Source organism: Pseudomonas lopnurensis (assembly GCF_015070855.1).
GTDB classification, from domain to species: domain Bacteria; phylum Pseudomonadota; class Gammaproteobacteria; order Pseudomonadales; family Pseudomonadaceae; genus Stutzerimonas; species Stutzerimonas lopnurensis.
In genome coordinates this window covers 148,307-171,011 of sequence record NZ_JADDIX010000099.1, presented here as the reverse complement: position 1 = coordinate 171,011, position 22,705 = coordinate 148,307, and the positions used below count along the sequence as shown (strand labels likewise).

At 65.4% G+C, this 22,705-nt stretch carries 16 protein-coding genes and 1 pseudogene (1 of these 17 only partly in view); 11 read left to right on the top strand and 6 right to left on the bottom strand.

The features are described 5' to 3' along the window. The 4 genes and pseudogenes from IN820_RS21605 to IN820_RS21590 all read left to right on the top strand — a co-directional run. Window positions 1-1,813, top strand: a pseudogene (locus IN820_RS21605) (malto-oligosyltrehalose synthase); it begins 1,006 nt to the left of the window's first position. Next, the gene (locus IN820_RS21600) at window positions 1,810-2,133 is read left to right on the top strand and encodes a DUF2934 domain-containing protein (RefSeq protein ID WP_193682946.1); all 324 of its coding nucleotides are present in this window, start codon (window positions 1,810-1,812) and stop codon (window positions 2,131-2,133) included. The pseudogene IN820_RS21605 and the gene IN820_RS21600 overlap by 4 nt, the downstream one beginning before the upstream one ends. Window positions 2,134-2,230: 97 nt before the next feature. After that, window positions 2,231-4,381, top strand: coding sequence for a glycogen debranching protein GlgX (gene glgX, locus IN820_RS21595; RefSeq protein WP_193682945.1), 2,151 nt, complete (start codon window positions 2,231-2,233; stop codon window positions 4,379-4,381). Window positions 4,382-4,556: 175 nt separating this feature from the next. Further along, window positions 4,557-5,405: a M23 family metallopeptidase gene (locus tag IN820_RS21590; RefSeq protein WP_193682944.1), complete on the top strand. Its 849-nt coding sequence runs from the start codon at window positions 4,557-4,559 to the stop codon at window positions 5,403-5,405. A 121-nt stretch (window positions 5,406-5,526) separates the two neighbouring features. Here IN820_RS21590 and IN820_RS21585 read toward each other — a convergent pair whose 3' ends face one another. Genes IN820_RS21585 through IN820_RS21575 form a run of 3 tightly spaced genes read right to left on the bottom strand, consistent with a single transcriptional unit; the run spans window position 5,527 to window position 7,230 of the window. Further along, entirely contained in the window at window positions 5,527-6,048 is a 522-nt protein-coding gene (locus IN820_RS21585; protein ID WP_193682943.1) for a cytochrome b, read from the bottom strand. A gap of 47 nt (window positions 6,049-6,095) precedes the next feature. Further along, a complete protein-coding gene (locus IN820_RS21580) occupies window positions 6,096-6,377 on the bottom strand; it encodes a DUF2218 domain-containing protein (protein ID WP_193682942.1) in 282 nt (93 codons plus the stop codon). 34 nt (window positions 6,378-6,411) lie between these two features. Continuing rightward, a complete protein-coding gene (locus IN820_RS21575; protein WP_235989221.1) occupies window positions 6,412-7,230 on the bottom strand; it encodes a DODA-type extradiol aromatic ring-opening family dioxygenase in 819 nt (272 codons plus the stop codon). Between the two features lie 107 nt (window positions 7,231-7,337). Between IN820_RS21575 and IN820_RS21570 the strand changes: the two genes are divergently transcribed. From IN820_RS21570 to IN820_RS21545, 6 genes are all read left to right on the top strand, one after another. Continuing rightward, window positions 7,338-8,258 (top strand): LysR family transcriptional regulator, encoded by a 921-nt coding sequence (locus tag IN820_RS21570; RefSeq protein WP_193682941.1) that lies wholly within the window; start codon window positions 7,338-7,340, stop codon window positions 8,256-8,258. Between the two features lie 406 nt (window positions 8,259-8,664). Further along, complete coding sequence (locus IN820_RS21565; RefSeq protein ID WP_193682940.1) at window positions 8,665-9,921, top strand: zinc-dependent alcohol dehydrogenase; 1,257 nt, start codon at window positions 8,665-8,667, stop codon at window positions 9,919-9,921. Between the two features lie 281 nt (window positions 9,922-10,202). Next, window positions 10,203-11,120: a DUF72 domain-containing protein gene (locus IN820_RS21560; RefSeq protein WP_193682939.1), complete on the top strand. Its 918-nt coding sequence runs from the start codon at window positions 10,203-10,205 to the stop codon at window positions 11,118-11,120. Then, window positions 11,117-11,920 carry an endonuclease/exonuclease/phosphatase family protein gene (locus IN820_RS21555; RefSeq protein WP_193682938.1) on the top strand — a complete coding sequence of 268 codons (804 nt, stop codon included), beginning with the start codon at window positions 11,117-11,119 and terminating at the stop codon, window positions 11,918-11,920. Before IN820_RS21560 ends, IN820_RS21555 begins: the two co-directional genes overlap by 4 nt. Further along, a complete protein-coding gene (clsB, locus tag IN820_RS21550; RefSeq protein ID WP_193682937.1) occupies window positions 11,917-13,158 on the top strand; it encodes a cardiolipin synthase ClsB in 1,242 nt (413 codons plus the stop codon). The genes IN820_RS21555 and clsB overlap by 4 nt, the downstream gene beginning before the upstream one ends. After that, the gene (locus IN820_RS21545; protein WP_193682936.1) at window positions 13,155-14,147 is read left to right on the top strand and encodes a lysylphosphatidylglycerol synthase domain-containing protein; all 993 of its coding nucleotides are present in this window, start codon (window positions 13,155-13,157) and stop codon (window positions 14,145-14,147) included. The genes clsB and IN820_RS21545 overlap by 4 nt, the downstream gene beginning before the upstream one ends. Before the next feature lie 298 nt (window positions 14,148-14,445). Here the strand turns inward: IN820_RS21545 and glgB are convergent, their stop codons facing one another. The 3 genes from glgB to IN820_RS21530 all read right to left on the bottom strand — a co-directional run bounded on the left by glgB (window position 14,446) and on the right by IN820_RS21530 (window position 22,128). After that, the gene (gene glgB / locus IN820_RS21540; RefSeq protein ID WP_193682935.1) at window positions 14,446-16,662 is read right to left on the bottom strand and encodes a 1,4-alpha-glucan branching protein GlgB; all 2,217 of its coding nucleotides are present in this window, start codon (window positions 16,660-16,662) and stop codon (window positions 14,446-14,448) included. Next, the gene (gene treS, locus IN820_RS21535) at window positions 16,655-19,981 is read right to left on the bottom strand and encodes a maltose alpha-D-glucosyltransferase (RefSeq protein ID WP_193682934.1); all 3,327 of its coding nucleotides are present in this window, start codon (window positions 19,979-19,981) and stop codon (window positions 16,655-16,657) included. Before treS ends, glgB begins: the two co-directional genes overlap by 8 nt. 134 nt (window positions 19,982-20,115) lie before the next feature. Next, window positions 20,116-22,128: an alpha-1,4-glucan--maltose-1-phosphate maltosyltransferase gene (locus IN820_RS21530; RefSeq protein ID WP_193682933.1), complete on the bottom strand. Its 2,013-nt coding sequence runs from the start codon at window positions 22,126-22,128 to the stop codon at window positions 20,116-20,118. Between the two features lie 368 nt (window positions 22,129-22,496). Here IN820_RS21530 and IN820_RS21525 point away from each other — a divergent pair, with 368 nt between their 5' ends. Next, window positions 22,497-22,658 carry a hypothetical protein gene (locus IN820_RS21525; protein ID WP_193682932.1) on the top strand — a complete coding sequence of 54 codons (162 nt, stop codon included), beginning with the start codon at window positions 22,497-22,499 and terminating at the stop codon, window positions 22,656-22,658. The last annotated feature ends 47 nt before the right edge of the window (window positions 22,659-22,705 follow it).

Sequence of the window (22,705 nt, the reverse complement as noted above, 5' to 3'; positions counted from 1 at the left end):
CCGGCTGAATGCCGGGCGCCCCCCGCAAGCGCTGCAGGCCCACGTCCCCATCTACGTGGAGAAGATTCTCGCCGCGGGCGAGCGCCTGCCCGACGACTGGGGCGTGGACGGCACCACCGGCTACGAATTCATGAACCAGGTGTCGCTGCTGCAACACGACCCGGCCGGCGCAGCGCCGCTCTGCGCGCTCTGGAGCGACACCAGCGGGCGCAGCGCCGACTTCCTGGCGGAAGCCCGCCAGGCCCGCCAATTGGTACTGACCGGGCCGCTGGCGGGCGACTTCGAGAGCGTCGCCCAGGCACTGCTGCAAGTGGCCCGTGGCGACGTGATGACCCGCGACATCACCCTCGGCGCGATCCGCCGCGCGCTGCTCGAACTGATCATTCATTTCCCGGTGTACCGCACCTATATCGCCGCGCCCGGGCGGCGCAACGCCGATGAGCCGTTCTTCCAGCAGGCGCTGGAAGGCGCCCGCAGCACCCTGGGCGAAGCCGACTGGCCGCTGCTCGAGCACCTGGAGCGCTGGCTCGGCGGCGAGCCCCTGCGCAACCTGCCGCGCGGGCCGCTGCGCAAGTTGCGCCGCCATGCCTGCATACGCTTCCAGCAGCTGACCTCGCCCGCCGCCGCCAAGGCCGTGGAAGACACCGCCTGCTATCGCTCCGGCATCCTGCTTTCGCGCAATGACGTCGGCTTCGACCCGCAGTGTTTCAGCGCGTCGGTGGACGCCTTCCACGATGAATGCCGGTGGCGATCCGAACACTATCCGCGCAATCTGCTGGCCACCGCCACCCACGACCACAAGCGTGGCGAGGATACCCGCGCCCGCATCGCCGTGCTCAGCGAGCGTGCCGAGTGGTTCGCCGGCAAGGTGCGGCGCTGGCGCGAACTGGCCGCGGCACAGCGGCTGGAGCTGGACGAAGGGCCGGCTCCTTCGCCCGGCGATGAACTGCTGCTGCTGCAGATCCTGCTCGGCAGCTGGCCACTGGGGCTTGCTCCGGACGATGCCAGGGGCATGGAGGCGTATTGCGCGCGTATTCTCCAATGGCAGGAAAAGGCGGTGCGCGAAGCCAAGTTGCGCAGCACCTGGAGCGACCCCAACGGCGAATACGAAGGCGCCTGCCGGCGCTACACCGAGCACCTGCTGCTGAACGCGGAAGGTGCGGCGCTGCGCGCGGAGATCGCCGCCGCCGCTGCCGAGCTGGCCCCCGCCGGTGCGCTCAACAGCCTCGCGCAGAGCCTGTTGCGCATGACCACACCGGGCGTGCCGGACCTCTACCAGGGCACCGAATACTGGGACTTCAGCCTGGTCGATCCCGACAACCGGCGGCCGGTGGATTTTGCCGCGCGCCGGGCTTCGCTGGACAGCGATGCCCACCCCGACCAGTTGCTGGTCAGCTGGCACGATGGTCGCATCAAGCAATGGCTGATCAACCGTACCCTGCAGCTTCGCCGCTGTTATCCACGGTTGTTCAGCGAAGGGCGCTATCTGCCGCTCGCGGTGGAAGGCGAACAGGCGGCGCACCTGCTCGCCTTCGCCCGCGAGCGGCATGGCGAATGGCTGGTTGTAGTGGTGCCTCGACTGACCGCCGACCTGCTGGCGGACAGTCCGGTGCCGATGGTTCCCCGCCAGCGTTGGGGCGATACCCGGGTCGTGCTCCCCGAGGCGCTGGGCGGTAGTGAATTCAAGCGACTTTTCGACGCAACGACAGTCACATCCAAACAAGCGAGGCTTGATGCTGCGCGGGTTCTGGACAGCCTGTCGGTGGCCGTCCTGCATACGTCCATCAGTCCCACAGGAGAATCCCAACAATGAAGTCAGAAGAGCAACGTATCCGCGAGTTCGCCTACCAGATCTGGCAATCCGAAGGCTGTCCGCATGGCGAGGAGGCACGCCATTGGGAAATGGCGCGCAAACTGGTCGAGGCGGAAAACGGCATCCCCACCGCCAAGCCCGCCAGCCGCGCCCGCAAGGCCGCCACCAAGCCCACCGACGCCACACCCAAAGCCAAGGCGGCGCCTGCCGGCAAGCCACGCGCCTCGCGCGCCGCGGCCCAAACGGAGGCCCCGGCCACCACGGGCTCCGCGGAAACCCCCAAGAAGCCCCGCACGCCACGCGTCAAGAAAGACAGCTGACCGACGGCGGCACCTTGTCGGCATCGGGTCGGTCGAATGATCGCCCATGCCGGCAGCTGGAGCCGCTCGCCTTCGAGAATCCGCCCGTGGAGATATCATGAGCAAGAAAAAGCCCCAAGCCCCCCAGGTCATGACACCATCCAGGATTCGCGAGGGCCTGCCCTTCCCCCTCGGTGCCACCTGGGACGGCCTGGGCGTCAACTTCGCGATCTTCTCCGCCCACGCCACCAAAGTGGAGCTGTGCCTGTTCGATGCCAGCGGCGAAACCGAAATCGAGCGCATCGAACTGCCCGAATACACCGACGAGATCTGGCACGGCTACCTGCCCGACGCGCATCCGGGGCAGATCTACGGCTATCGCGTGCACGGCCCCTACGAGCCGGACGCCGGCCACCGCTTCAACCCCAACAAACTCTTGATCGACCCCTACGCCAAGCAGCTGGTCGGCGAGCTGCGCTGGTCCGAGGCGCTGTTCGGCTACACGATCGGGCATGCCGATGGCGACCTCAGCTTCGACGAGCGCGACAGCGCGCCCTTCGTGCCCAAGTGCAAGATCATCGACCCGGCCTTCACCTGGGGCCGCGACCATCCGGTGCAGGTGTCCTGGGACCGCACCATCATCTACGAGACCCATGTGCGCGGCTACACCATGCGCCATCCGGCGGTGCCGGATGAGCTGCGTGGCACCTTCGCCGGCATCAAGACGCCGGAGGTGATCGACTACATCCGCAAGCTCGGCGTTTCGTCGATCGAGTTCCTGCCCATCCATGCCTTCGTCCAGGACCAGCACCTGCTGGAAAAAGGCATGGCCAACTACTGGGGCTATAACAGCATCGCCTTCTTCGCACCGCACCCGAAGTACCTGGCCAGCGGCAAGATCAGCGAGTTCAAGGAAACGGTCGCGCACCTGCACAATGCCGACCTCGAGGTGATCCTCGACGTGGTCTACAACCACACCGCCGAAGGCAACGAGCGGGGCCCGACGCTGTCCATGCGCGGCATCGACAACGCCTCCTACTACCGCCTGATGCCCGACGACAAGCGCTACTACATCAACGATTCCGGCACCGGCAACACCCTGGACATGAGCCATCCCTGCGTGCTGCAGATGGTCACCGACTCGCTGCGCTACTGGGCCACCGAGATGCACGTGGACGGTTTCCGCTTCGACCTGGCGACCATTCTCGGCCGCGAGCACGAGGGTTTCGACGAGCGCCACGGCTTCCTCGTCGCCTGCCGCCAGGACCCGGTGCTGGCCAAGACCAAGCTGATCGCCGAACCCTGGGATTGCGGTCCCGGCGGCTATCAGGTCGGCCGCTTCCCACCGGGCTGGGCGGAATGGAACGATCAGTTCCGCGACACGGTGCGCGCCTTCTGGAAAGGCGACGACGGGCAGCTCGCCGACTTCGCCAGCCGCCTCACCGGCTCGGGCGACCTGTTCAACCAGCGCGGCCGCCGGCCGTTCAGCTCGGTCAACTTCGTCACCGCACACGACGGTTTCACACTCAAGGACCTGGTGTCCTACAACCACAAGCACAACGAAGACAACGACGAAGACAACCGCGACGGCAGCGACAACAACCTCTCCTGGAACCACGGCGTCGAGGGTCCCAGCGACGACCCCGAAATCAACGTCCTGCGCTATCGGCAGATGCGCAATTTCTTCGCCACGCTGCTGTTCTCCCAGGGCACGCCGATGATCGTCGCCGGCGACGAGTTCGCCCGTACCCAGCACGGCAACAACAACGCCTACTGCCAGGACAGCGAAATCGGCTGGGTGAACTGGGACATCAGCGACGACAGCCATGGCCTGCTGGCCTTCGTGCGCAAGCTGATCCGCCTGCGCCAGCGCTTCCCGATGCTGCGCCGCGGGCGCTTCCTGGTCGGCGCCTACAACGAAGAACTGGGCGTCAAGGACGTCACCTGGCTGTCGCCGAATGCCGAGGAAATGACCATCGAACAGTGGGAGGACGGCAACAACCGCTGCATGGGCATGCTCCTCGACGGCCGCGCCCAGCCCACCGGCATCAGGCGCGCCGGCTCCGATGCGACGCTGTTGATCATCGTCAACGCCCACCACGACCTGGTCAACTTCACCCTCCCGGAAGTGCCCCAGGGCGTGTTCTGGAACCGCCTGGTGGACTCCAACTCCCCCGCCGCGCGGCCAGAGCGCTTCGACTTCAACGACGAATACGCGGTGACCGGGCGCTCCCTGCTGTTGCTGGAGCTGATCAAGGAGGAAGAGTGAGGCGCACCGGCTGTTCTGGGCTGTCGATCCATTTCGCCCCCTCGCCAACCCGACGCACGGTCGTGAACCCTGAGGTGTGACCCAAGTCCCAGAACGAGCGCGGCCATCTTCAACGAACCAACGGATTCGTCCTGCCCGCCGCCGGCAGGTTGTCCCTTCCGTGATGGATCACGTCATGCTCTCTCTGCGACCGCTCGTCTATCCGCTGCTATTGCTTCTGGGCCTTGCCCCGGCGTCGTCTGCGCTGGCCAACGGCAATCAACCGAACGCCACCGGCAAGCCCGGCAGCGTGCGCCTGTTCATCAACCGCGCCGGCAGCGGCAAGGCGATGGACGTCAGCAATACCCTGGATGTGCCGGTGAACGTGACGCTGCGACTCACGCGCATGGTGAACGTCGCGGGTGTCGGCAAGGGCATGATCCGCCAGACGGTGCCGGCCAACAGCCGTGTGCGCGTGGCCACGCTGAGCAAGCGGCAGCCAGGCGGGCCGATCATGTTCAAGCATTCGTTCAGCTACGCGCTGATCTTCTCGCCGGAGCCGGACCAGCCCGGGTCGGTAACCGGGCCGGCCTACGCACTGCCCTGGCAAGGCGGCCCCTTCCGCATTTCCCAGGGGGCCGGAGGTGACTTCAGCCACAACTCGCCGAGCGGCCGCTACGCGGTGGATATCGCCATGCCGGTGGGCACGCCGATCATGGCGGCGCGGGCGGGCACCGTGGTGAAAATACGCAACGGCCAGGGTGGACGCCTGCCCGACCCGGCCGGCAACTACGTGCGTATCGCACACGAGGACGGCACCCACAGTGCCTATTTGCATCTGCGGCGCGGTTCGGTGCAGGTTCGGCCGGGCCAGCCGGTGAAGGCCGGCACGCTGCTCGGCCAATCCGGCAACACCGGGCGCAGCACCGGGCCACACCTGCATTTCGTGGTGCAGAAACCCTACGGCAAGGCGATGGTGTCGATCCCCTTCCGCTTCACCCAGCCGGTGGAGTCGCTGCCCAATTTCGCCCTGAACGGGAAGTAGACTTTCTCGAGCCGAACCGACGAAGCCCAACGCATTCGTGCCGATCCCAGTTGGGCTTCGCTGCGCTCAGCACCCACCTACCCGCGAATGCGCCTCGGCGCAGCGGGTGTGCTCGAACAGTTCAGAACATGCGCTGCATGATGTCGTCGCGCCTGGCGAGGCGATGATAGAACGCCATACCGATATGGCCGACGACCAGCAGCACGGTCAGCCATGCCAGCGGCGAATGCAGGCCGCCTAGCGTTGCCGCCCAGGCGATCTCCGGACCTTTCTCGGCCAGTTGCATGCCGAACACCTTGAGCCCGTAGCCATTGCCCAGCATGAACAGCACGCCGGTGATCGGCATCAGCACCATGCAGGCATACAGGGCCAGATGGCCGCCCTTGACCAGCAGGGCCGTGGCCGGAGCGTGCAGCGGCCGCCGCTTGAGCTGGCTGGCCGCCCAGAGAATCCGCAGCACCACCAGGATCATCAGCAGCACGCCGAGCGAAACGTGCCAGGGCACCAGCGCCTGGCCGATCCAGTGCTCGCCCTCGGCGATGCGATCGCCGAGCTTGAGGAACTGCCAGACGATCAGCAGGGCCATCAGCCAGTGGAAGGAGCGCGAGATGCTGCCGTATCGGTCTCTCGAGTCGTTGACCATCGTTGGCTATCCCTTTTCGGATGACGGCGCCTGCCGCCGGAAATGCTTCAGTGCCGCCAGTCGATGGCCAGCGGCTCGTCGCCCGCCATGCGCGCCAGATGATCGGCGACCACCGTCTGCATGCGGTGCATCTGCTCCTGATCGGGCGACTGCAATCGCGCATCCAGGTAGCCCTCTCCGGCGCTCAGGCTGCACTGGCCGAGCGGCAGTTCGATCACCCCGCTCTGCTCGTCCAGCTGCACGGGAAACTTGTGCCGCCAGTGGTTGCACAGCCGCTTGATCAGTCGTTGCGGGTTCGCTGCAACGATGCGGGCATGGGATGTGTGCATTCGTCGTTCCTCCTGTGGAGATGTGGGGTGGTCTTCAGCCGAAGCGATAGGCCGACAGTGTGGTTTCCATGACGCGGTCGCCGAACACCTTGCGCCCGCTCGATGCCGCGGCCGCTCCGGCCACCACCAGCAGCGGGATCAGGTGTTCCTCGGCGCGCGGGGGGTGGCAGAGGCGCGCCGCGGGCGCCTGTTCCCAGTTCAGCAACGCGGCGTCGCGTCGCTCGGGGGCGGACTCGACCGCGGCGGTGAGCCAGCGGTCGAACTCGTCGGAGATCGGACCGAAGCGTGGATCGCCATAGCCACGCATGTTGTGAAAGCTCATGCCGCTACCGACGATCAACACGCCCTCGTCGCGCAGTGGCGCCAGTGCGCGACCGGCCTCGATGTGCGCCTGTGGCTCGAGATCGCTGCGCAGCGACAATTGCACCACGGGAATGTCGGCAGCGGGGAACATCAGCTTCAGCGGGATGAACATGCCGTGATCGAACCCGCGTTCGGCGTCCTCGCGGGCTGCAATGCGGGCATCGCCGAGCAGTTGGCTGACGCGGGCGGCCAATGCCGGGCTGCCCGGCGCCGGATAGCGCAGTTCGTAGGTATGCGCCGGAAAGCCGTAGTAATCGAAGATCAGCCCCGGTTGTGCGGCGCTGGTCACGCGGAATTCGGCCTGCAGCCAGTGCCCCGAGACCAGCACGATGGCACGTGGTCTTGCCGGCAGGCTGGCGGCCACACCCTTGAGGAACTCGGCCATGGCGTTCCAGGCCGTCGGCGGATTCCAGTCCATGAAAAAGCACGGCCCGGCACCGTGCGGCACGAAAAGGGTCGGCATACGAGGGGTGGCCGCTGCGGTGTCCATGGCACGCTCCTTCACTGAATGAACTTGGCGGGCAGTATGAATTACACTTCTGCGTGCTAGAACCTGCAAAAAAGCACTAACACTTGTTACCAGGAGTAGGAACTGCCGTGCTCGACCGTATCACCAGCATGCGTGTGTTCGTCCGTGCCGCCAGCGCCGGTAGCCTCTCCGCCGCCGCGCGGCACCTGGGCATGTCGCCGGCCATGGCCACCAAGCACGTCGATGCGCTGGAGGCGCGGCTGGGCGTGAAGCTGTTTCACCGCAGCACCCGTCGCCTGAGCCTGACCGAAGCCGGCAGCAGCTACCTGGATGCCTGCCAGCGCATCCTGCCGGATATCGACGAGGCCGAAGCCAGCGTCGCCTCGCAGCGGGTCGAGGCAACCGGGCTGTTGCGCATGAACGTGCCCTTGTCGTTCGGCACGCGCTTCGTCGCCCCGCTGATGCCGGCCTTCAGCCGCCGCCATCCGGCGGTACAGGTGGAGCTGGGCCTCAATGACAGCCAGATCGACTTGCTCGATGGCGGCTGGGACATGGCCGTGCGTATCGGCTGGCTCGAGGATAGCCTCCTGCAGGCCCGGCGGCTCGCCGATTGCACGATGCTGGTTTGCGCCGCGCCACGCTACCTGGATGAGCGCGGCGTGCCACGGCGGGTCGTCGAACTCGCGCAGCACAACTGCCTGGGTTACAGCCTGTCGACCCTGGTCGGCAGCAAGCACTGGACCTTCGGTCGCGCCGCCGATGTGCGAATAGCGGTCAGCGGCGATCTGATCGCCAACAACGGCGAGGCCTTGCTGGCCGCAGCCATCGGCGGCCAGGGGCTGATCTACCAGCCGCAGTTCATCGTCGCGAGCGCCTTGCGCAGCGGCGAGCTGGTGGCGCTGGAACTGGACCACCCCTGCATCTCGCCGGGCGGAATCTACGCGGTCTATCCACCCGAGCGCCGGCCACCGGCCAAGGTGCGGGTGATGATCGACCATCTGCTCCAGGCCTTTTCCGGCGAACTGCCCTGGAGCCTGGAGCTGCCTTGATGCCGTTCGGGATCGCGCCAGCGCTCGCTGTTCGCCACCCCAGCGGCGCGGCTGCTTGCTGTGGGCAATAGCCGTTGGGTCTGGGCGCGTTGGGTCGGGCGGTGTTCCGCTGAGGAGCGCAGCGACGAAGCCCAACACGTGCGTGCCGATCCCTGTTGGGCTCGCTGCGCTCAGCGCCGACCTACCCGCTACCCGCTACCCGCGCGGTCGCCAACAAAAAAGATGAACCGGCAAAGCCAGGAGAAGTCGGAATATGTGAGCGCGGTACCGAGCATTTCGCGGCCCGCTGCATCGCGGCAGCAGCGCGCGCCGCGTTCTTTCCCCTACGGCGGCTAGGACTGTAGCTCACCAACCACCCACCCTTGACACGGCCTGACGCGATCAAGGGGTGCGATAGGGAGTCGTTATGAAAGCTGTTGTCTACCATGCCGTCGGCGACATCCGCCTCGAAGACGTGCCCGAACCACGCATCGAAGCGCCCACCGACGCCATCGTGCGCATCACCGCCTCGGCCATCTGCGGTACCGACCTGCACTTCGTACGCGGCACCTTCAGCGGTATGCAACCCGGCACCATTCTCGGCCATGAGGGCGTCGGCATCGTCGAAGAGCTCGGCCCCGACGTGCGCAACCTGCAGATCGGTGATCGCGTGGTGATCCCGTCCACCATCGCCTGCGGCAACTGTTCCTACTGCCGTGCCGGCTATTTCGCCCAGTGCGACGGTGCCAATCCCAATGGCAAGGAGGCCGGCACCGCCTTCTATGGCGGCCCATCGGCCACCGGCCCCTTCCACGGGCTGCAAGCCGAGAAGGCGCGCATTCCCTTCGCCAATATCGGCCTGGTCAAGCTGCCACCGGAGGTCAGCGACGACCAGGCGATCCTGCTCTCCGACATCTTCCCCACCGGCTATTTCGGTGCCGAGATGGCCGAGGTCGGCAGCGGCGACACCGTTGCGGTGTTCGGCTGTGGCCCGGTCGGCCAGTTCGCCATCGCCAGCGCCAAGCTGCTGGGTGCCGGCCGGGTATTCGCCATCGATCAGTTGGACGACCGCCTGCGCATGGCCCAGCACCAGGGCGCGGAGGTGATCAACTTCAATCGCGAGGACCCGGTGAAAACGCTCAAGCGCCTGACCGGCGGCATCGGCGTCGACCGCGTGATCGATGCCGTGGGCATCGACGCCGAGCATGGCTGCTGTGGGAACAAGCCGGACGACGACCAGGGCAGCCACCGGCACCTCTGGCAGCCCGGCGACGCACCGTCCCAGGCGCTGGAATGGGCGGTGCAGAGCGTTGCCAAGGCCGGCACGCTGTCGATCATCGGTGTCTACCCTCCGGATGCGATGACCTTTCCCATCGGCATGGCGATGAACAAGAACATCACCATCAACATGGGCAACTGCCATCACCGCAAATACATCCCTGTGCTGATCGAGATGATCCAGGCGCGGCGCATCGATCCGGCGAAGATTCTCACCCAGATCAAGCCGATGAACGATGTGATCGCCGCCTTCGAGGCATTCGACCGGCGCGAGAACGGCTGGATCAAGGTCGAACTTCAGCCACAGCGACGTGACAGCCATGGCAGCGAGGAAACGGTGGTGGACGACGCCGTCGCCGATACCTTTCCGGCCAGCGATCCGACTTCGATGCAGAATCCCAATTAGGGTCTGTTGACGTTTCGTTCGCGGCCGCGCCGGAGCCAGTTTTTGCACGGAGCAAGGCATGAGGAGAGAAGTTTGGTTATTCCAAATGAACGACGAATAACGCCGCGCCGCGCAAAAACTGGCCCGGCCCTTCGGGTTGCGCGCCAAATGGCGCCATGCGGCGTTGCGGGACTTGGCAAGGGAGCGACCATTACCTGCGTCCCGCGCCTTGCCTGGCGCCATTTGGCGCAGCAACGCGGCTCGCGACGAAACATCAACAGACCCTAAGGTCCAGGCGAGCGATGACCGCCATCCATATCGGAATATCCGGCTGGCGTTACGCACCATGGCGAGGTGACGTCTATCCCAAGGGGCTGGCGCAGAAGAACGAGTTGCGCTTCGCCTCGCGGGCGGTGAGCAGCATCGAGATCAACGGCTCGTTCTACGCGTTGCAGACGCCCGAGCGTTACGCCGACTGGTATGCCGATACCCCGAACGGCTTCGTCTTCAGCGTCAAGGCGCCGCGCTATGTCACCCATATACTCCGCCTGCGCGACGTGCAAAAGCCGATCGCCAACTTCTTCGCCTCGGGCCTGTTCCAGCTCAGGGAAAAGCTCGGGCCGATCCTCTGGCAGTTCCCGCCCTCCTTCAGGTTCGACCCCGAACTGTTCGAGGCTTTCCTGCGCTTGCTGCCCCACGACACCGCCGCCGCATTGGAAGTGGCCAAGGGCTGCGAGGCGCGCATGGAAGGCCGCAGCCATCTCGCGATCGACCGCAAGCGGCGCATGCGCCACGCCGTGGAAATTCGCAACCCGAGCTTCGTCGACCCCGCCTTCGTCGCCCTGCTGCGCCAGTACCGCGTGGCGCTGGTGGTCGCCGATACCGCTGGCAAGTGGCCCTATTACGAGGACCTGACCAGTGACTTCGTCTACATCCGCCTGCACGGCGCCGAGGAGCTCTATACCAGCGGCTATACCGACCAGGCCCTGGATGAATGGTGCCGGCGCATTCGCCTGTGGAGCAGCGGATCGCAGCCCGAGGACGCCCGGCTGATCACCCCAAGCAAGCCACCACCGCGGCGTTCGCGCGCGGTGTACTGCTATTTCGACAACGATGTGAAGGTCCGTGCGCCCTATGACGCGAGGCAGCTGCTTCGCCGGCTCGGACTGGATGAAAACCTGCAGGCCACGCCCGGCCAGTTGGAAGGAGCAATCGCTTGACTCTGGATAAAGATCACCCAATCGACAGCGCCGACCTCGATGCGCACATGGCCACGGCAATCAACTCGATCCGCATCCTGACGGTGAACACGCACAAGGGCTTCACCGCGCTGAACCGCCGCTTCATCCTGCCGGAGCTGCGCGAGGCGGTGCGCAGCGTTGCGGCCGACGTGGTGTTCCTCCAGGAGGTGCTCGGGACCCACGAGAAACACGCGCTGCGCTTTCACAACTGGCCGACGACGCCGCAGTACGAGTTTCTCGCCGACAGCATCTGGACCGACTTCGCCTACGGGCGCAACGCGGTCTACCCCGATGGCGACCATGGCAACGCGCTGCTGTCGAAATTCCCGATCCTGCGCTATGAGAATCTCGACATTTCCATCGCCGGCCCGGAGCGGCGCGGCTTGCTGCACAGCGTTCTGCAAGTGCCCGGCCACGAGGAGTTCCATGCCATCTGCGTGCACCTGGGGCTGCGCGAAGTCCACCGCCAGCAGCAACTGGACCTGCTCTGCCAGTTGCTCGACTCGCTGCCCGAAGGCGCACCGGTGGTAGTCGCCGGGGATTTCAACGACTGGCGCCTGAAAGCCACTCAGGCCCTCGACCGCTGCGCCGGCCTGCACGAGGTGTTCGCCGTTTCCCAGGGCAGCGTCGCCAAGACCTTCCCGGCCCGTTGGCCGCTGTTGCGCCTGGATCGCATCTACGTGCGCAATGCCAGCAGCCATGACGCAAAAATACTTGGTAACAAACCCTGGACGCACTTGTCCGATCATCTGCCCCTTGCGGTGGAGATACATCTATGAAATTCCACTGGAGAGATGGAAACCGCCTTCAGTTGCTGGAAAATGGCGAGGAATTCTTTCCCCGCGTGTTCGAGGTCATCGCCCAGGCCCGGAAAGAGGTGCTGCTGGAAACATTCATCCTGTTCCAGGACAACGTCGGCAGCCAACTACAGAAAGCCCTTATCGCCGCCGCCGAGAACGGCGCCAGTGTCGACGTCACGGTCGACGGCTATGGCTCGGCGGATCTGAGCGGCGACTTCGTCACGCAGATGACCCACGTCGGCATCCGCATCCACATGTTCGACCCCGGCAAGCGCCTGCTGGGCCGGCGCCTCAACGTGTTTCGCCGCATGCACCGCAAGATCGTCGTCGTCGACGGCGAGATCGCCTTCATCGGCGGCATCAACTTCTCCGCCGATCACCTGGGCGATTTCGGCCCTGGCGCCAAGCAGGACTATGCGCTGCAGGTGGAAGGCCCGGTGGTGCATGACATCCACCACTTCGCGCTGGGCCAGATCGCCCCGGACAAGCCGACGCGCCGTTGGTGGCAGCGGCGGTTGCGGCCGCAGGCGCCCGGCTACGGCGGCGTCAGCCGCGGCGAGGCGCGCGCGCTGTTCGTCATCCGCGACAACGATCAGCACCGCAACGACATCGAGCAGCACTATCTCCAGGCGATTCGAGATGCACGCTCCAGGCTATTGATTGCAAACGCCTATTTCTTTCCCGGCTATCGCGTCCTGCGGGAGATTCGCAATGCCGCGCGGCGTGGCGTGCGGGTCCGGCTGATCCTCCAGGGTCAGCCGGACATGCCCATCGCCAAGTTCGGCGCACGCATGCTCTACAACTACCTGATGCGTGACGGCGTGGAAATTCACGAGTACTGCCGCCGGCCGCTGCACGGCAAGGTCGCGCTGGCCGACTACGAATGGTCGACGGTTGGTTCGAGCAACCTCGATCCGCTGAGCCTGTCGCTCAACCTGGAAGCCAACCTGATCATCCGTGACCACGTGTTCAACCGCCACCTGCACGAGCGGCTCGACGCGCTGCTGCAAAGCGACTGCCGGCGCATTCCGCTGGAGCGCATCGTCCGCGGCTTCTGGTGGCGGGCGCCGCTGGCCTTCCTGATCTTCCACTTCCTGCGGCATTTCCCCGGTCTGGTGGCGCTGTTCCCCGAGCACAAGCCGCGGCTGGAGCTGCTCGATCCGGACGACCGCCCCCTGGACGCGGCCTCTTCTCCCATGCAGCGAGAACAACGATGAGCCAGACGACCGAAGCCCAGGCGCAAAGCGGCTGGCGCCGCCGCTGGCCGCTGATCAAGAAGATCCTGACCTATGTGTTCTTCGCCCTGGTGATCGGCCTGCTGATCGGCCTGGCGCGCAATCTGGACTGGCAGGAGGTCTACAGCACGCTGCGCAACTACCGCGGCGAAACCCTGTGGATGGCCGGAGCCGCAGCCCTGGGCAGCTATGCGGTCTATTGCTGCTTCGATGTGCTCGGCAAGGGCTATGCCCGTCACGACCTGCCGGTGCGGCAGATCCTGCCGGTGACCTTCGTCTGCTACGCCTTCAACCTGAACCTGAGCGCCTGGGTCGGCGGCATCGCATTGCGCTTCCGGCTCTATTCGCGGTTGGGGCTCAAGCCTGCGCAGATCACCCGGGTCTTCACCATGAGCCTGTTGACCAACTGGCTGGGCTACATGTGGCTGGCCGGACTGATCTTCACCATGGGCTGGATCCAGCCACCGGCGAACTGGGAGATCGGTGGCACGGCGCTGCGCGTGATCGGCGTCGGCCTGCTGCTGGCATGCTTGGCCTACCTTGGCCTGTGCGGCTTCTCCCGGCAGCGCTACTGGGTGGTGCGCGGCCATGAGATCCACCTACCCTCCCTGCGCCTGGCACTGGTGCAGATGGCGCTGGGCGCGGCGAACTGGTCGCTGATGGCCCTGGTGGTCTACTACATGCTCTCGCAGCAGGCCGCCTACCCCGAAGTGCTGGGCATCCTGATGATCAGCAGCATCGCCGGCGTGATCACTCATATCCCCGCCGGCCTTGGCGTGATCGAGGCCGTGTTCGTCGCCATGCTCGCCGACGAGATGAGCAAGGGCGCCATCGTCGGTGGCCTGATCGGCTATCGGGTGATCTATTTCCTGGTCCCCCTGCTGCTGGCCACCCTGGTTTACGTGGTGCTGGAAGCGCGGGCGAAGAAGTTGCGCAGCGGCAACCAGCCCCAGGCGCCGCGTGGGGCGTAGCCCTCGCCTCGCGGAGCGCACCAGTTTGCAGGGTACGTTCCACGCACCAAGCGGGGTTCCAGGCAGGAACCGTAGGGTGGGCTTCAGCCCACCACATGAAAGCCCCGGGGACTTATAGGAGCCCGCTTGCGGCCGATCCGCCGCAACGCCGACGATCGCCGGCAAGGACTCGGCGTCCCCCCGGCTCCTACGGGCTCGGTGTTCACATGCTTTTTTTGCAGAGCCTGACCGTAGGGTGGGCTTCAGCCCACCAGTTGTCGGCACATCGGTGGGCCGAAGCCCACCCGACGCAGCGCTGCTACACCTGCGGTCGCAGCACCAACATCCCCAGTGGCGGCAGGGTCAGCGACAGCGACACTTTCTCGCCATGGCTCACGATGGGCTCGGCGAGCATGCCGCCGCCGTTGCCGGTATTCGAGCCGCCGTAGCATTCGGCATCGCTGTTGAACACCTCCAGCCATTTGGCGTCCACCGGCACGCCGATGCGATAGCCCTCGCGCACCACCGGGGTGAAGTTGCCGACCACCAGCAGCGGATGCCCGGTGGAACTCTTGCGCAGCCAGGCGAACACGCTGTTGGCGCGATCGTCGCCGATCAGCCACTGGAAGCCCCTGGGGTCGCTGTCCAGCTCGTGCAGCGCCGGCTCCTGGCCGTACAGCCGGTTGAGGTCGCGCACCAGGTTCTGCACGCCGCGATGGTCCGGCTCGTCGAGCAGATGCCAGTCCAGCTCGCGGTCGTGGCTCCATTCGCGCCACTGGCCGAACTCGCTGCCCATGAACAGCAGCTTCTTGCCCGGGTGCGTCCACATGAACGACAGGTAGGCGCGCAGGTTGGCGAATTTCTGCCAGCGATCGCCGGGCATCTTGTCGATCAGCGAGCCCTTGCCGTGCACCACCTCGTCATGGGAAATCGGCAGCACGAAGTGTTCCGAAAAGGCATAGATCAGGCCGAAGGTCATCTTGTCGTGGTGGTAGGCGCGATGGATCGGGTCCTCATGGATGTACTTGAGCGTGTCGTGCATCCAGCCCATGTTCCACTTGTAGGAAAAGCCCAGGCCGCCCTCGTGGGTCGGCTTGCTCACCCCCGGGAAGGCCGTGGATTCCTCGGCGATCACCAGCGCGCCGGGCGTCTCGGTGGCCACCACGTCGTTCAGGTGCCGCAGGAACTCGATGGCCTCGAGGTTCTCGCGTCCGCCGTGGCGGTTGGGAATCCATTCGCCCTCGTTGCGCGAATAGTCGCGGTAGAGCATCGAGGCCACCGCATCCACGCGCAGCGCGTCGACATGGAACTCGCGCAACCAGTGCAGCGCCGAGGCCAGCATGAAGCCGTGCACTTCGGTGCGGCCGAGGTTGTAGATATAGGTGTCCCAGTCCTGATGAAAGCCCTCGAACGGGTGCGCGTATTCGTACAGCGCCGTGCCGTCGAACTCACCCAGGCCGTGGGCATCGGTGGGGAAATGCGCCGGCACCCAGTCGAGGATCACGCCGATGCCGGCGTTGTGGCAGGCATCGACGAACGCGGCGAAGTCGTGCGCGCTGCCGTAACGGGCGCTGGGCGCGAACTGCGACAGCAACTGGTAGCCCCAGGAACCGCCGAACGGGTGCTCCATGATCGGCATCAGCTCGATATGGCTGAAACCCAGGTCGACGATGTAGGGGATCAGGCGCTCGGCCAGTTCGTGCCAGTCGTACAGACGGCCCTCGTCGCCGCCCTCGCGCCGCCACGAGCCGGCATGCAGCTCGTAAATGGTCATCGGTGCCTGATACGACTGGCGCGCAGCACGCTGCTGCAGCCAGGCCTGGTCCTTCCAGTCGTATTCCAGCGGCCGCGCGATCACCGAGGCGGTGCCCGGTGGATGCTCGGTGGCCAGCGCGATGGGGTCGGCCTTGAGCGGCACGATGCCGTGGGGGCCGAGGATTTCGTACTTGTAGACATCGCCCGGCTGCAGGCGCGGGATGAAAATTTCCCAGACGCCCGCCGGAAAGCGCAGGCGCATCGGATGCCGGCGGCCGTCCCAGCCGTTGAAATTGCCGACCACCGATACGCGTCGCGCATTCGGCGCCCAGACGGCGAAGCGCACGCCCTGAACGCCCTCGACCTCCATCATCTGGGCGCCGAACACCCGACCGATCTGCCGGTGATTGCCCTCGGAGAACAGGTGCATGTCCAGTTCGCCCAGCAATGGGCCGAAACTGTAGGGGTCTTCGCTGACCTGCTCGCCACCGGCCCAGCGGATCTTCAGCAGATAGGGCTGCGCGTGCTCCACCCGGGCGAAGAAGAACCCCGGCACCTGCCCCTGCTCCATCGCCGTCAGCACACGGCCGCTGTTGCGCTCCAGCACCTCGGCGCCGAGTGCGTTGGGCAGATAGGCGCGGACCACCATTCCGTCGCCGTCGGGGTGCGGGCCGAGAATGGAAAACGGGTCCCCATGCTCGGCTCGCACCAGCGCGTCGACATCGGCGTCGCTGGGCAACAGGGTTTCCCCTGGCATGGTCAGAACCGGGCGATCACTCATTTGAACCTCCATCGAAAAGCTGTTGGGCCAGCGTCACCAGCCCCTGCAGCGGGACGGGCAGCCAGGTCGGGCGGTTCTCTGCCTCATAGACGATCTCGTACGCGCATTTCTCCAGGCTGAACAACAGCAGTGCAGCATTCGCGCCATTCTCGTCGCGCCAGGCGTGCGGCAGCTCCGCGGTCGCCTCGCGATAGGCCTGGAGGAAGACGCTGTGCGCAGTCTGCCGGTAAATGGCGGCGATGTTCTGCCGCACCTGATCGGCTTCGGCCGAACTGTCGCTGATCTGCGCGCCACGGATGGTCATGGCTGCAGCGTACTCGAAAGAGCGCAACAGGCCGGAAACATCCTTGAACGGGCTGTGCTTGGCGCGCCGCTGCTCCAGCGGACGCGAGGGCTCGCCCTCGAAATCGATGAAATAGGCATCGCCCTGCGCCACCAGCACCTGGCCCAGATGCAGATCGCCATGCACGCGGGTGCGCAGGCCGCCCAGCGTAGCGGCGGCCAGACGTTGCACGCCTGCGAGCAGCTCTTCGCGGCGCTCGAGCAACTGCCCAAGGGCCGCGGCATCCCTGCGCTCGAGGCTGCTGCGATGTTCGCCGAGCCGCTGCAGGGCCTGCTCGAGCTGTGCGCTGACGTCCTTGACCCACTGCCCGGTCTGCTTCTTGTCCGTGCGTTCGCAGGCGAAGGCCGGGTCATCGGTTTCCCCGGCGAGCAGCATGTGCATCTCGCCGAGACGCTGGCCAAGCAGGCGGTTGAAGGCTTCCAGCTCGTCCAGGGCACTGAACTGGTTCTCGTGCAGCGACACGCCACCGGCCAGTTCGTCGCGCACCGCGCGGTCGAGGTTGTTCAGCGTCCATTCCCAGGCGTCGCCCTGGCTGTCCAGGTAGTGCTGAACCACCATCAGGGCCACCGGCTCGCCCTGCTTGTTGATCCGGCTGACCTGGCCGAGCATGCCGGAGATATGGCCGAAGCCGCGCTCGGTGAGGAAAGTGCCCATTTCCAGCTCGGGGTGGATGCCCGGCGCCACGCGGCGGAGCAATTTGATCATCACGCAATTGTTGATGATCGCCGAGCTGTTGGACTGCTCCGCCGAGACATAGCGCACCTCGATCTCGGCCGGCAGTTGCAGATCGGCGAGCTGCGGCATCGGCACGAAACGGATCTCGCCGTCGTTGCACGGCAGCACCCGTTCGTCACGCAAGCCCTGGATGACCCCGGTGACGAATTGCTCGAGGGCGAAGGCATCGGTCATCAGGCCGACCTGGGGCCCGCGCCGTACGCGTGCCAGCGCCAGCTGCTGCGGCAGCGCGGTGCCGAAATCGGCCTCGTCGAGGAAGCCCAGCGGTAGCTGATAGAGATCGCTGCGCCCCGCCGACTCGACGCACAGTTCGCTGAGCAGCACCGGCCGTTGCGGATCGCCGAAGGGCACGCTGTAGCAGATCCTGATCGATTCGATCGGTACGTCCTTGGCGGCGAACCAGCGGCGCTTGGGCAGATAGGCCGGAAGCGAATCGGTTTCCAGGATGCGCTTGCAGGTCGTGTTGAGCGTATCCAGGCGCTTGAGCACCAGGGTCTGGAAGTCCGGCATGGTCTCCACCGGCTCCTGGTGCCAACTGGGCATCTGGTTGGTGGGGGCCAGCTGGAACCAGTAGAAGCCGTACGGCGGCAAGGTCAGCAGATACGGCAACTGGCCGATCGGCGGGAAGGCGCTGCCACCGACCATCTCCACCGGCACCATGCCGGCGTAGTGCGACAGCTCCAGCTCCGCGGCCTGGGCCGAGCGCGAGACGTTGGCCACGCAGAAGACGATCTCGGTCTCGCCACCGGGCCCGGTGAATTCGCGCAGGTAGGCGAGAATCCGGCGGTTGGCCGGCGCCAGCATCTTCAGCGTGCCGCGGCCGAAGGCCTTGAACTGCTTGCGGATGGCGAGCATGCGCCGCGTCCAGTTGAGCAGCGAATGCGGATCGCGCTGCTGGGCCTCGACGTTGATCGTGTAGTAGCCGTAGAGCGGGTCCATGATCGGCGGCAGCACCAGGTTCGGTGGGTCGGCGCGGGAGAAACCGCCGTTGCGGTCCACCGACCATTGCATGGGCGTGCGCACGCCGTCGCGGTCGCCGAGGAAGATGTTGTCGCCCATGCCGATCTCGTCGCCGTAGTAGATCACCGGCGTGCCGGGCATCGACAGCAGCAGGCTGTTGAGCAGCTCGATGCGTCGGCGGTCGCGCTCGAGCAACGGCGCCAGGCGTCGGCGGATGCCCAGGTTGATGCGCGCGCGCTTGTCCGAGGCGTAGTAGTTCCACAGGTAGTCGCGTTCACGGTCGGTCACCATTTCCAGCGTCAGTTCGTCGTGGTTGCGCAGGAAGATCGCCCACTGGCAGTTGTCCGGAATGTCCGGCGTCTGGCGCAGGATGTCAGTGATCGGGAAGCGGTCCTCCTGGGCGATGGCCATGTACATGCGTGGCATCAACGGGAAGTGGAAGGCCATGTGGCATTCGTCGCCTGGGCCGCCATCTTCGCCGCCGAAATACAGCTGGGTGTCCTCCGGCCACTGGTTGGCCTCGGCCAGCAGCATGCGGTCCGGATAGTTGGCGTCGATCTCGGCACGGATCTGCTTGAGCACCACATGGGTCTCGGGCAGGTTCTCGTTGTTGGTGCCGTCGCGCTCGACCAGGTAGGGAATGGCGTCCAGCCGCAGGCCGTCGATGCCGAGGTCGAGCCAATAGCGCATCACGCTGAGCACCGCCTTCATCACCTGCGGGTTGTCGAAGTTGAGGTCCGGCTGGTGGGAGTAGAAGCGGTGCCAGAAGTACTGCTGGGCCACCGGGTCCCAGGTCCAGTTGGACTTCTCGGTGTCGAGGAAAATGATCCGCGTGCCCTGGTACTTGTCGTCGGTATCGGACCAGACGTAGAAGTTGCGCGCCGCCGAGCCCTTCTTCGCCTTGCGCGCACGCTGGAACCAGGGGTGCTGGTCGGAGGTGTGGTTGATGACCAGCTCGGTGATCACCCGCAGACCGCGCTTGTGCGCCTCGGTGATGAAGCGCCGGGCGTCGGCCATGGTGCCATAGTCCGGATGCACCGCGCGGTACTCGGCGATGTCGTAGCCATCGTCACGCCGTGGCGAAGGGTAGAACGGCAGCAGCCAGATGGTGTTCACGCCCAGGTCGGCGATGTAGTCGAGCTTGGCGACCAACCCCGGAAAATCGCCGACGCCATCGTTGTTGGAGTCGAAGAAGGACTTCAGATGAACCTGGTAGACCACCGCATCCTTGTACCAGAGCGGGTCCTTGATGAAAGCGGCGGGTTTGCGCGGTTTTGCCATTTCTTCGTTCCTTTTGCGGCGCCGGGGCTCCGTTTGATCTTCGGGCTGAAGGTCGCTTGCCCGCTATTCGAAAATACTTCAGATAATCGATATAACCATATGATTAATAACGACTAATATTTCTATCCTAGAATCTACTTTAGGTCTGGATCGACCTGCTGGACAGTCAGCCGCCAGATCCCGAACGGCAGGTGCCAGGGCTCGATACGCATCCATTGGGTCTTGCCGTACCAGGTCCAGCGATGCCCGTTCATCAGGTCCTCGCCCTGGGTATGGGCGCTATCCGGCAGCCCCAGTTCCCACAGCGGCAGCTCGAAATGCGCTTCCTGGGCGTTGTGCGGATCGAGGCTGATGGCGACCAGGATGAAGTTGGTCAGGTCCGCGGTGCGCTTGCCGAAGTAGAGGATGTTGTCGTTCCAGGCCAGGTAGGGCTTGAAGCCCAGGTGGGTCTGCAGCGCCGGGTTCTGCCGGCGGATGCGGTTGAGCTGGGCGATCTCGGCGATGATGTTGCCCGGCGCGTGGTAGTCGCGCGGGCGCAGCTGGTATTTCTCCGAGTCCAGGTATTCCTCCTTGCCTGGGACCGCAGCCGCTTCGCACAGCTCGAAACCCGAGTACATGCCCCACAATCCGGAGCCCGTGGTCGCCAGCGCGGCGCGGATGAGAAAGCCGGCGCGGCCGGAGTCCTGCAGGAAGAACGGATTGATGTCCGGCGTGTTGACGAAGAAGTTCGGCCGGTAGCAATCGCGCAACGGCGGCTCGTTCAGCTCGCCGAGGTATTCGCTGAGTTCGGCCTTGGTGTTGCGCCAGGTGAAATAGGTGTAGCTCTGGTTGAAGCCGACCTTGCCCAGCCGGGCCATCATCGCCGGGCGGGTGAAGGCCTCGGAGAGGAACATCACGTCGCGGTCGCGCTCGCGGATGTCGGCGATCAGCCACTCCCAGAATGGCAGCGGCTTGGTGTGCGGATTGTCGACGCGGAAGATCTTCACGCCCTGCTCCACCCAATGCCAGACCACGTCGCGCAACGCCAGCCAGAGATCGGGCTTGGCGTCCTCGGCATAGAAGTCGACGTTGACGATGTCCTGGTATTTCTTGGGCGGATTCTCGGCGTACTTGATGGTGCCGTCCGGCCGCCAGGAGAACCAGCCGGGGTGTTCGTCCAGCCAGGGATGATCCTGCGAACACTGGATGGCGAAATCCAGCGCGATCTCCAGGCCATGCTCGGCGGCGGCGGCGACCAGCTCATGGAAATCCTCCAGCGTGCCCAGCTGTGGATGGATGGCGTCGTGCCCGCCCTCCTCGCTGCCGATGGCATAGGGGCTGCCGGGATCGTCGGGGCCGGCCTGCAGGCTGTTGTTCGGTCCCTTGCGGTGCTTGCGGCCGATGGGATGGATCGGCGGGAAATACAGGACGTCGAAGCCCATGTCGCGAATCGCCGGCAAGCGCTTGTGCACGTCGCGGAAGGTGCCATGGCGCCTCGGGTCGTCGGTCTCCGAGCGCGGGAACAGCTCGTACCAGCTGGCGGACTGCGCCAGCGGCCGCTCCACGTCCAGCGGGAACACCGGGCTCTGCGTGCAATGTTCGCGGGGATCGGCCACCGCCATCGCCGCCGCCGTTTCCTGCGCCAGCAGCAGCGAGACACGCTCATCGTCCAGATGCGCCGCGCCCAGACGATGCAGCAGGTCGTCGAGGATTGCCCGGGTTTCGCCCTGCGCGCGCGCACTGGCCTTCTCCAGCAGCAACTGGCCTTCCTGCAGTTCCAGTGGCACGGGCACGCCAGCGGCGTGCTTTTTCGACAGCTCGTAACGATAGGTCTCGAACACGTCCCACCAGGCTTCGATGACGAATTCGTGCTCGGCCACCTGCGTCGGCGTGAATTGGCCCTGCCAACTGTCGTTGCCAAGCAGCTTGAGCCGTGCCCGCCGCCAGCCGCTTTCGCCCTTTTCCCGCCAGCAGACCGCCGCGGCGAGCTGGTCATGGCCGTCGGCGAAGATCTTGCTGCCGACGACCACTGGCTGGCCGATGATCGCCTTGGCCGCGAAACGACCGGCATCCACCACCGGCTGGGTGGATTCGATGGCGATGCGGGGCATCTGCAAGGCTTCTTCGAGGCGAGGGTGGATCGTCGCGTGGGGCTGTGCATCGTTCATCGAACAGGCTCCTGAAGCGCAAGGCGTGAAAACTCGACTTGCCCGACCCGTCTTCGCAGGTTTCGATCATGCGGCTCAGGTGGCCGCCGGCTCCCCGACGGGGCTTTATCGGGCTCTTTCTTCCGAGCCGGCAGGCCAGGGAAAGTTCAGCGCCGGTGCGGGCCCGCGGGAGTGCTCCACGAAGCGCGTTGCAGCTGAGGACGACCTGTGGCTATTCGTCGCTCAGCGCGCCCTGGAGGACCGCTGCCGTCCGGTTGTCGCCTGCCTGATTCAGGCGACAGCAGGCTGGAACTAACCCTACGCATGCCCCCTCAACTCTGAACGTTAGCCGATACTCCGCAGGTTGCCCGGACAGGCAGGAGACGACGATGACCCATGCGCGCCCCGATGTGCCACAACCCGACCCGATCGTTCACGACAAGCCCGGTGATGTGCCGCAGGTGCCCTGCGCCGACGAGCTGGACGAATACAAGCCCGGCGCGCCCTACGGCAACCAGACCGTGGCGGATACCGACGAACAGACGGCTTGAAACGGCTGCGGGCCGCAGGCTATGGGCTGCAGCTGAAAGGCGCTTGA

Coding starts and splice junctions, on each gene's coding strand:
- glgB (WP_193682935.1), bottom strand. CDS start 16,662: ATGAGTGATCGCCCGGTTCTGACCATGCCAGGGGAAACCCTGTTGCCC.
- IN820_RS21565 (WP_193682940.1), top strand. CDS start 8,665: ATGAAAGCTGTTGTCTACCATGCCGTCGGCGACATCCGCCTCGAAGAC.
- glgX (WP_193682945.1), top strand. CDS start 2,231: ATGAGCAAGAAAAAGCCCCAAGCCCCCCAGGTCATGACACCATCCAGG.
- IN820_RS21530 (WP_193682933.1), bottom strand. CDS start 22,128: ATGAACGATGCACAGCCCCACGCGACGATCCACCCTCGCCTCGAAGAA.
- IN820_RS21525 (WP_193682932.1), top strand. CDS start 22,497: ATGACCCATGCGCGCCCCGATGTGCCACAACCCGACCCGATCGTTCAC.
- IN820_RS21545 (WP_193682936.1), top strand. CDS start 13,155: ATGAGCCAGACGACCGAAGCCCAGGCGCAAAGCGGCTGGCGCCGCCGC.
- IN820_RS21560 (WP_193682939.1), top strand. CDS start 10,203: ATGACCGCCATCCATATCGGAATATCCGGCTGGCGTTACGCACCATGG.
- IN820_RS21580 (WP_193682942.1), bottom strand. CDS start 6,377: ATGCACACATCCCATGCCCGCATCGTTGCAGCGAACCCGCAACGACTG.
- clsB (WP_193682937.1), top strand. CDS start 11,917: ATGAAATTCCACTGGAGAGATGGAAACCGCCTTCAGTTGCTGGAAAAT.
- IN820_RS21600 (WP_193682946.1), top strand. CDS start 1,810: ATGAAGTCAGAAGAGCAACGTATCCGCGAGTTCGCCTACCAGATCTGG.
- IN820_RS21575 (WP_235989221.1), bottom strand. CDS start 7,230: ATGGACACCGCAGCGGCCACCCCTCGTATGCCGACCCTTTTCGTGCCG.
- IN820_RS21585 (WP_193682943.1), bottom strand. CDS start 6,048: ATGGTCAACGACTCGAGAGACCGATACGGCAGCATCTCGCGCTCCTTC.
- treS (WP_193682934.1), bottom strand. CDS start 19,981: ATGGCAAAACCGCGCAAACCCGCCGCTTTCATCAAGGACCCGCTCTGG.
- IN820_RS21590 (WP_193682944.1), top strand. CDS start 4,557: ATGCTCTCTCTGCGACCGCTCGTCTATCCGCTGCTATTGCTTCTGGGC.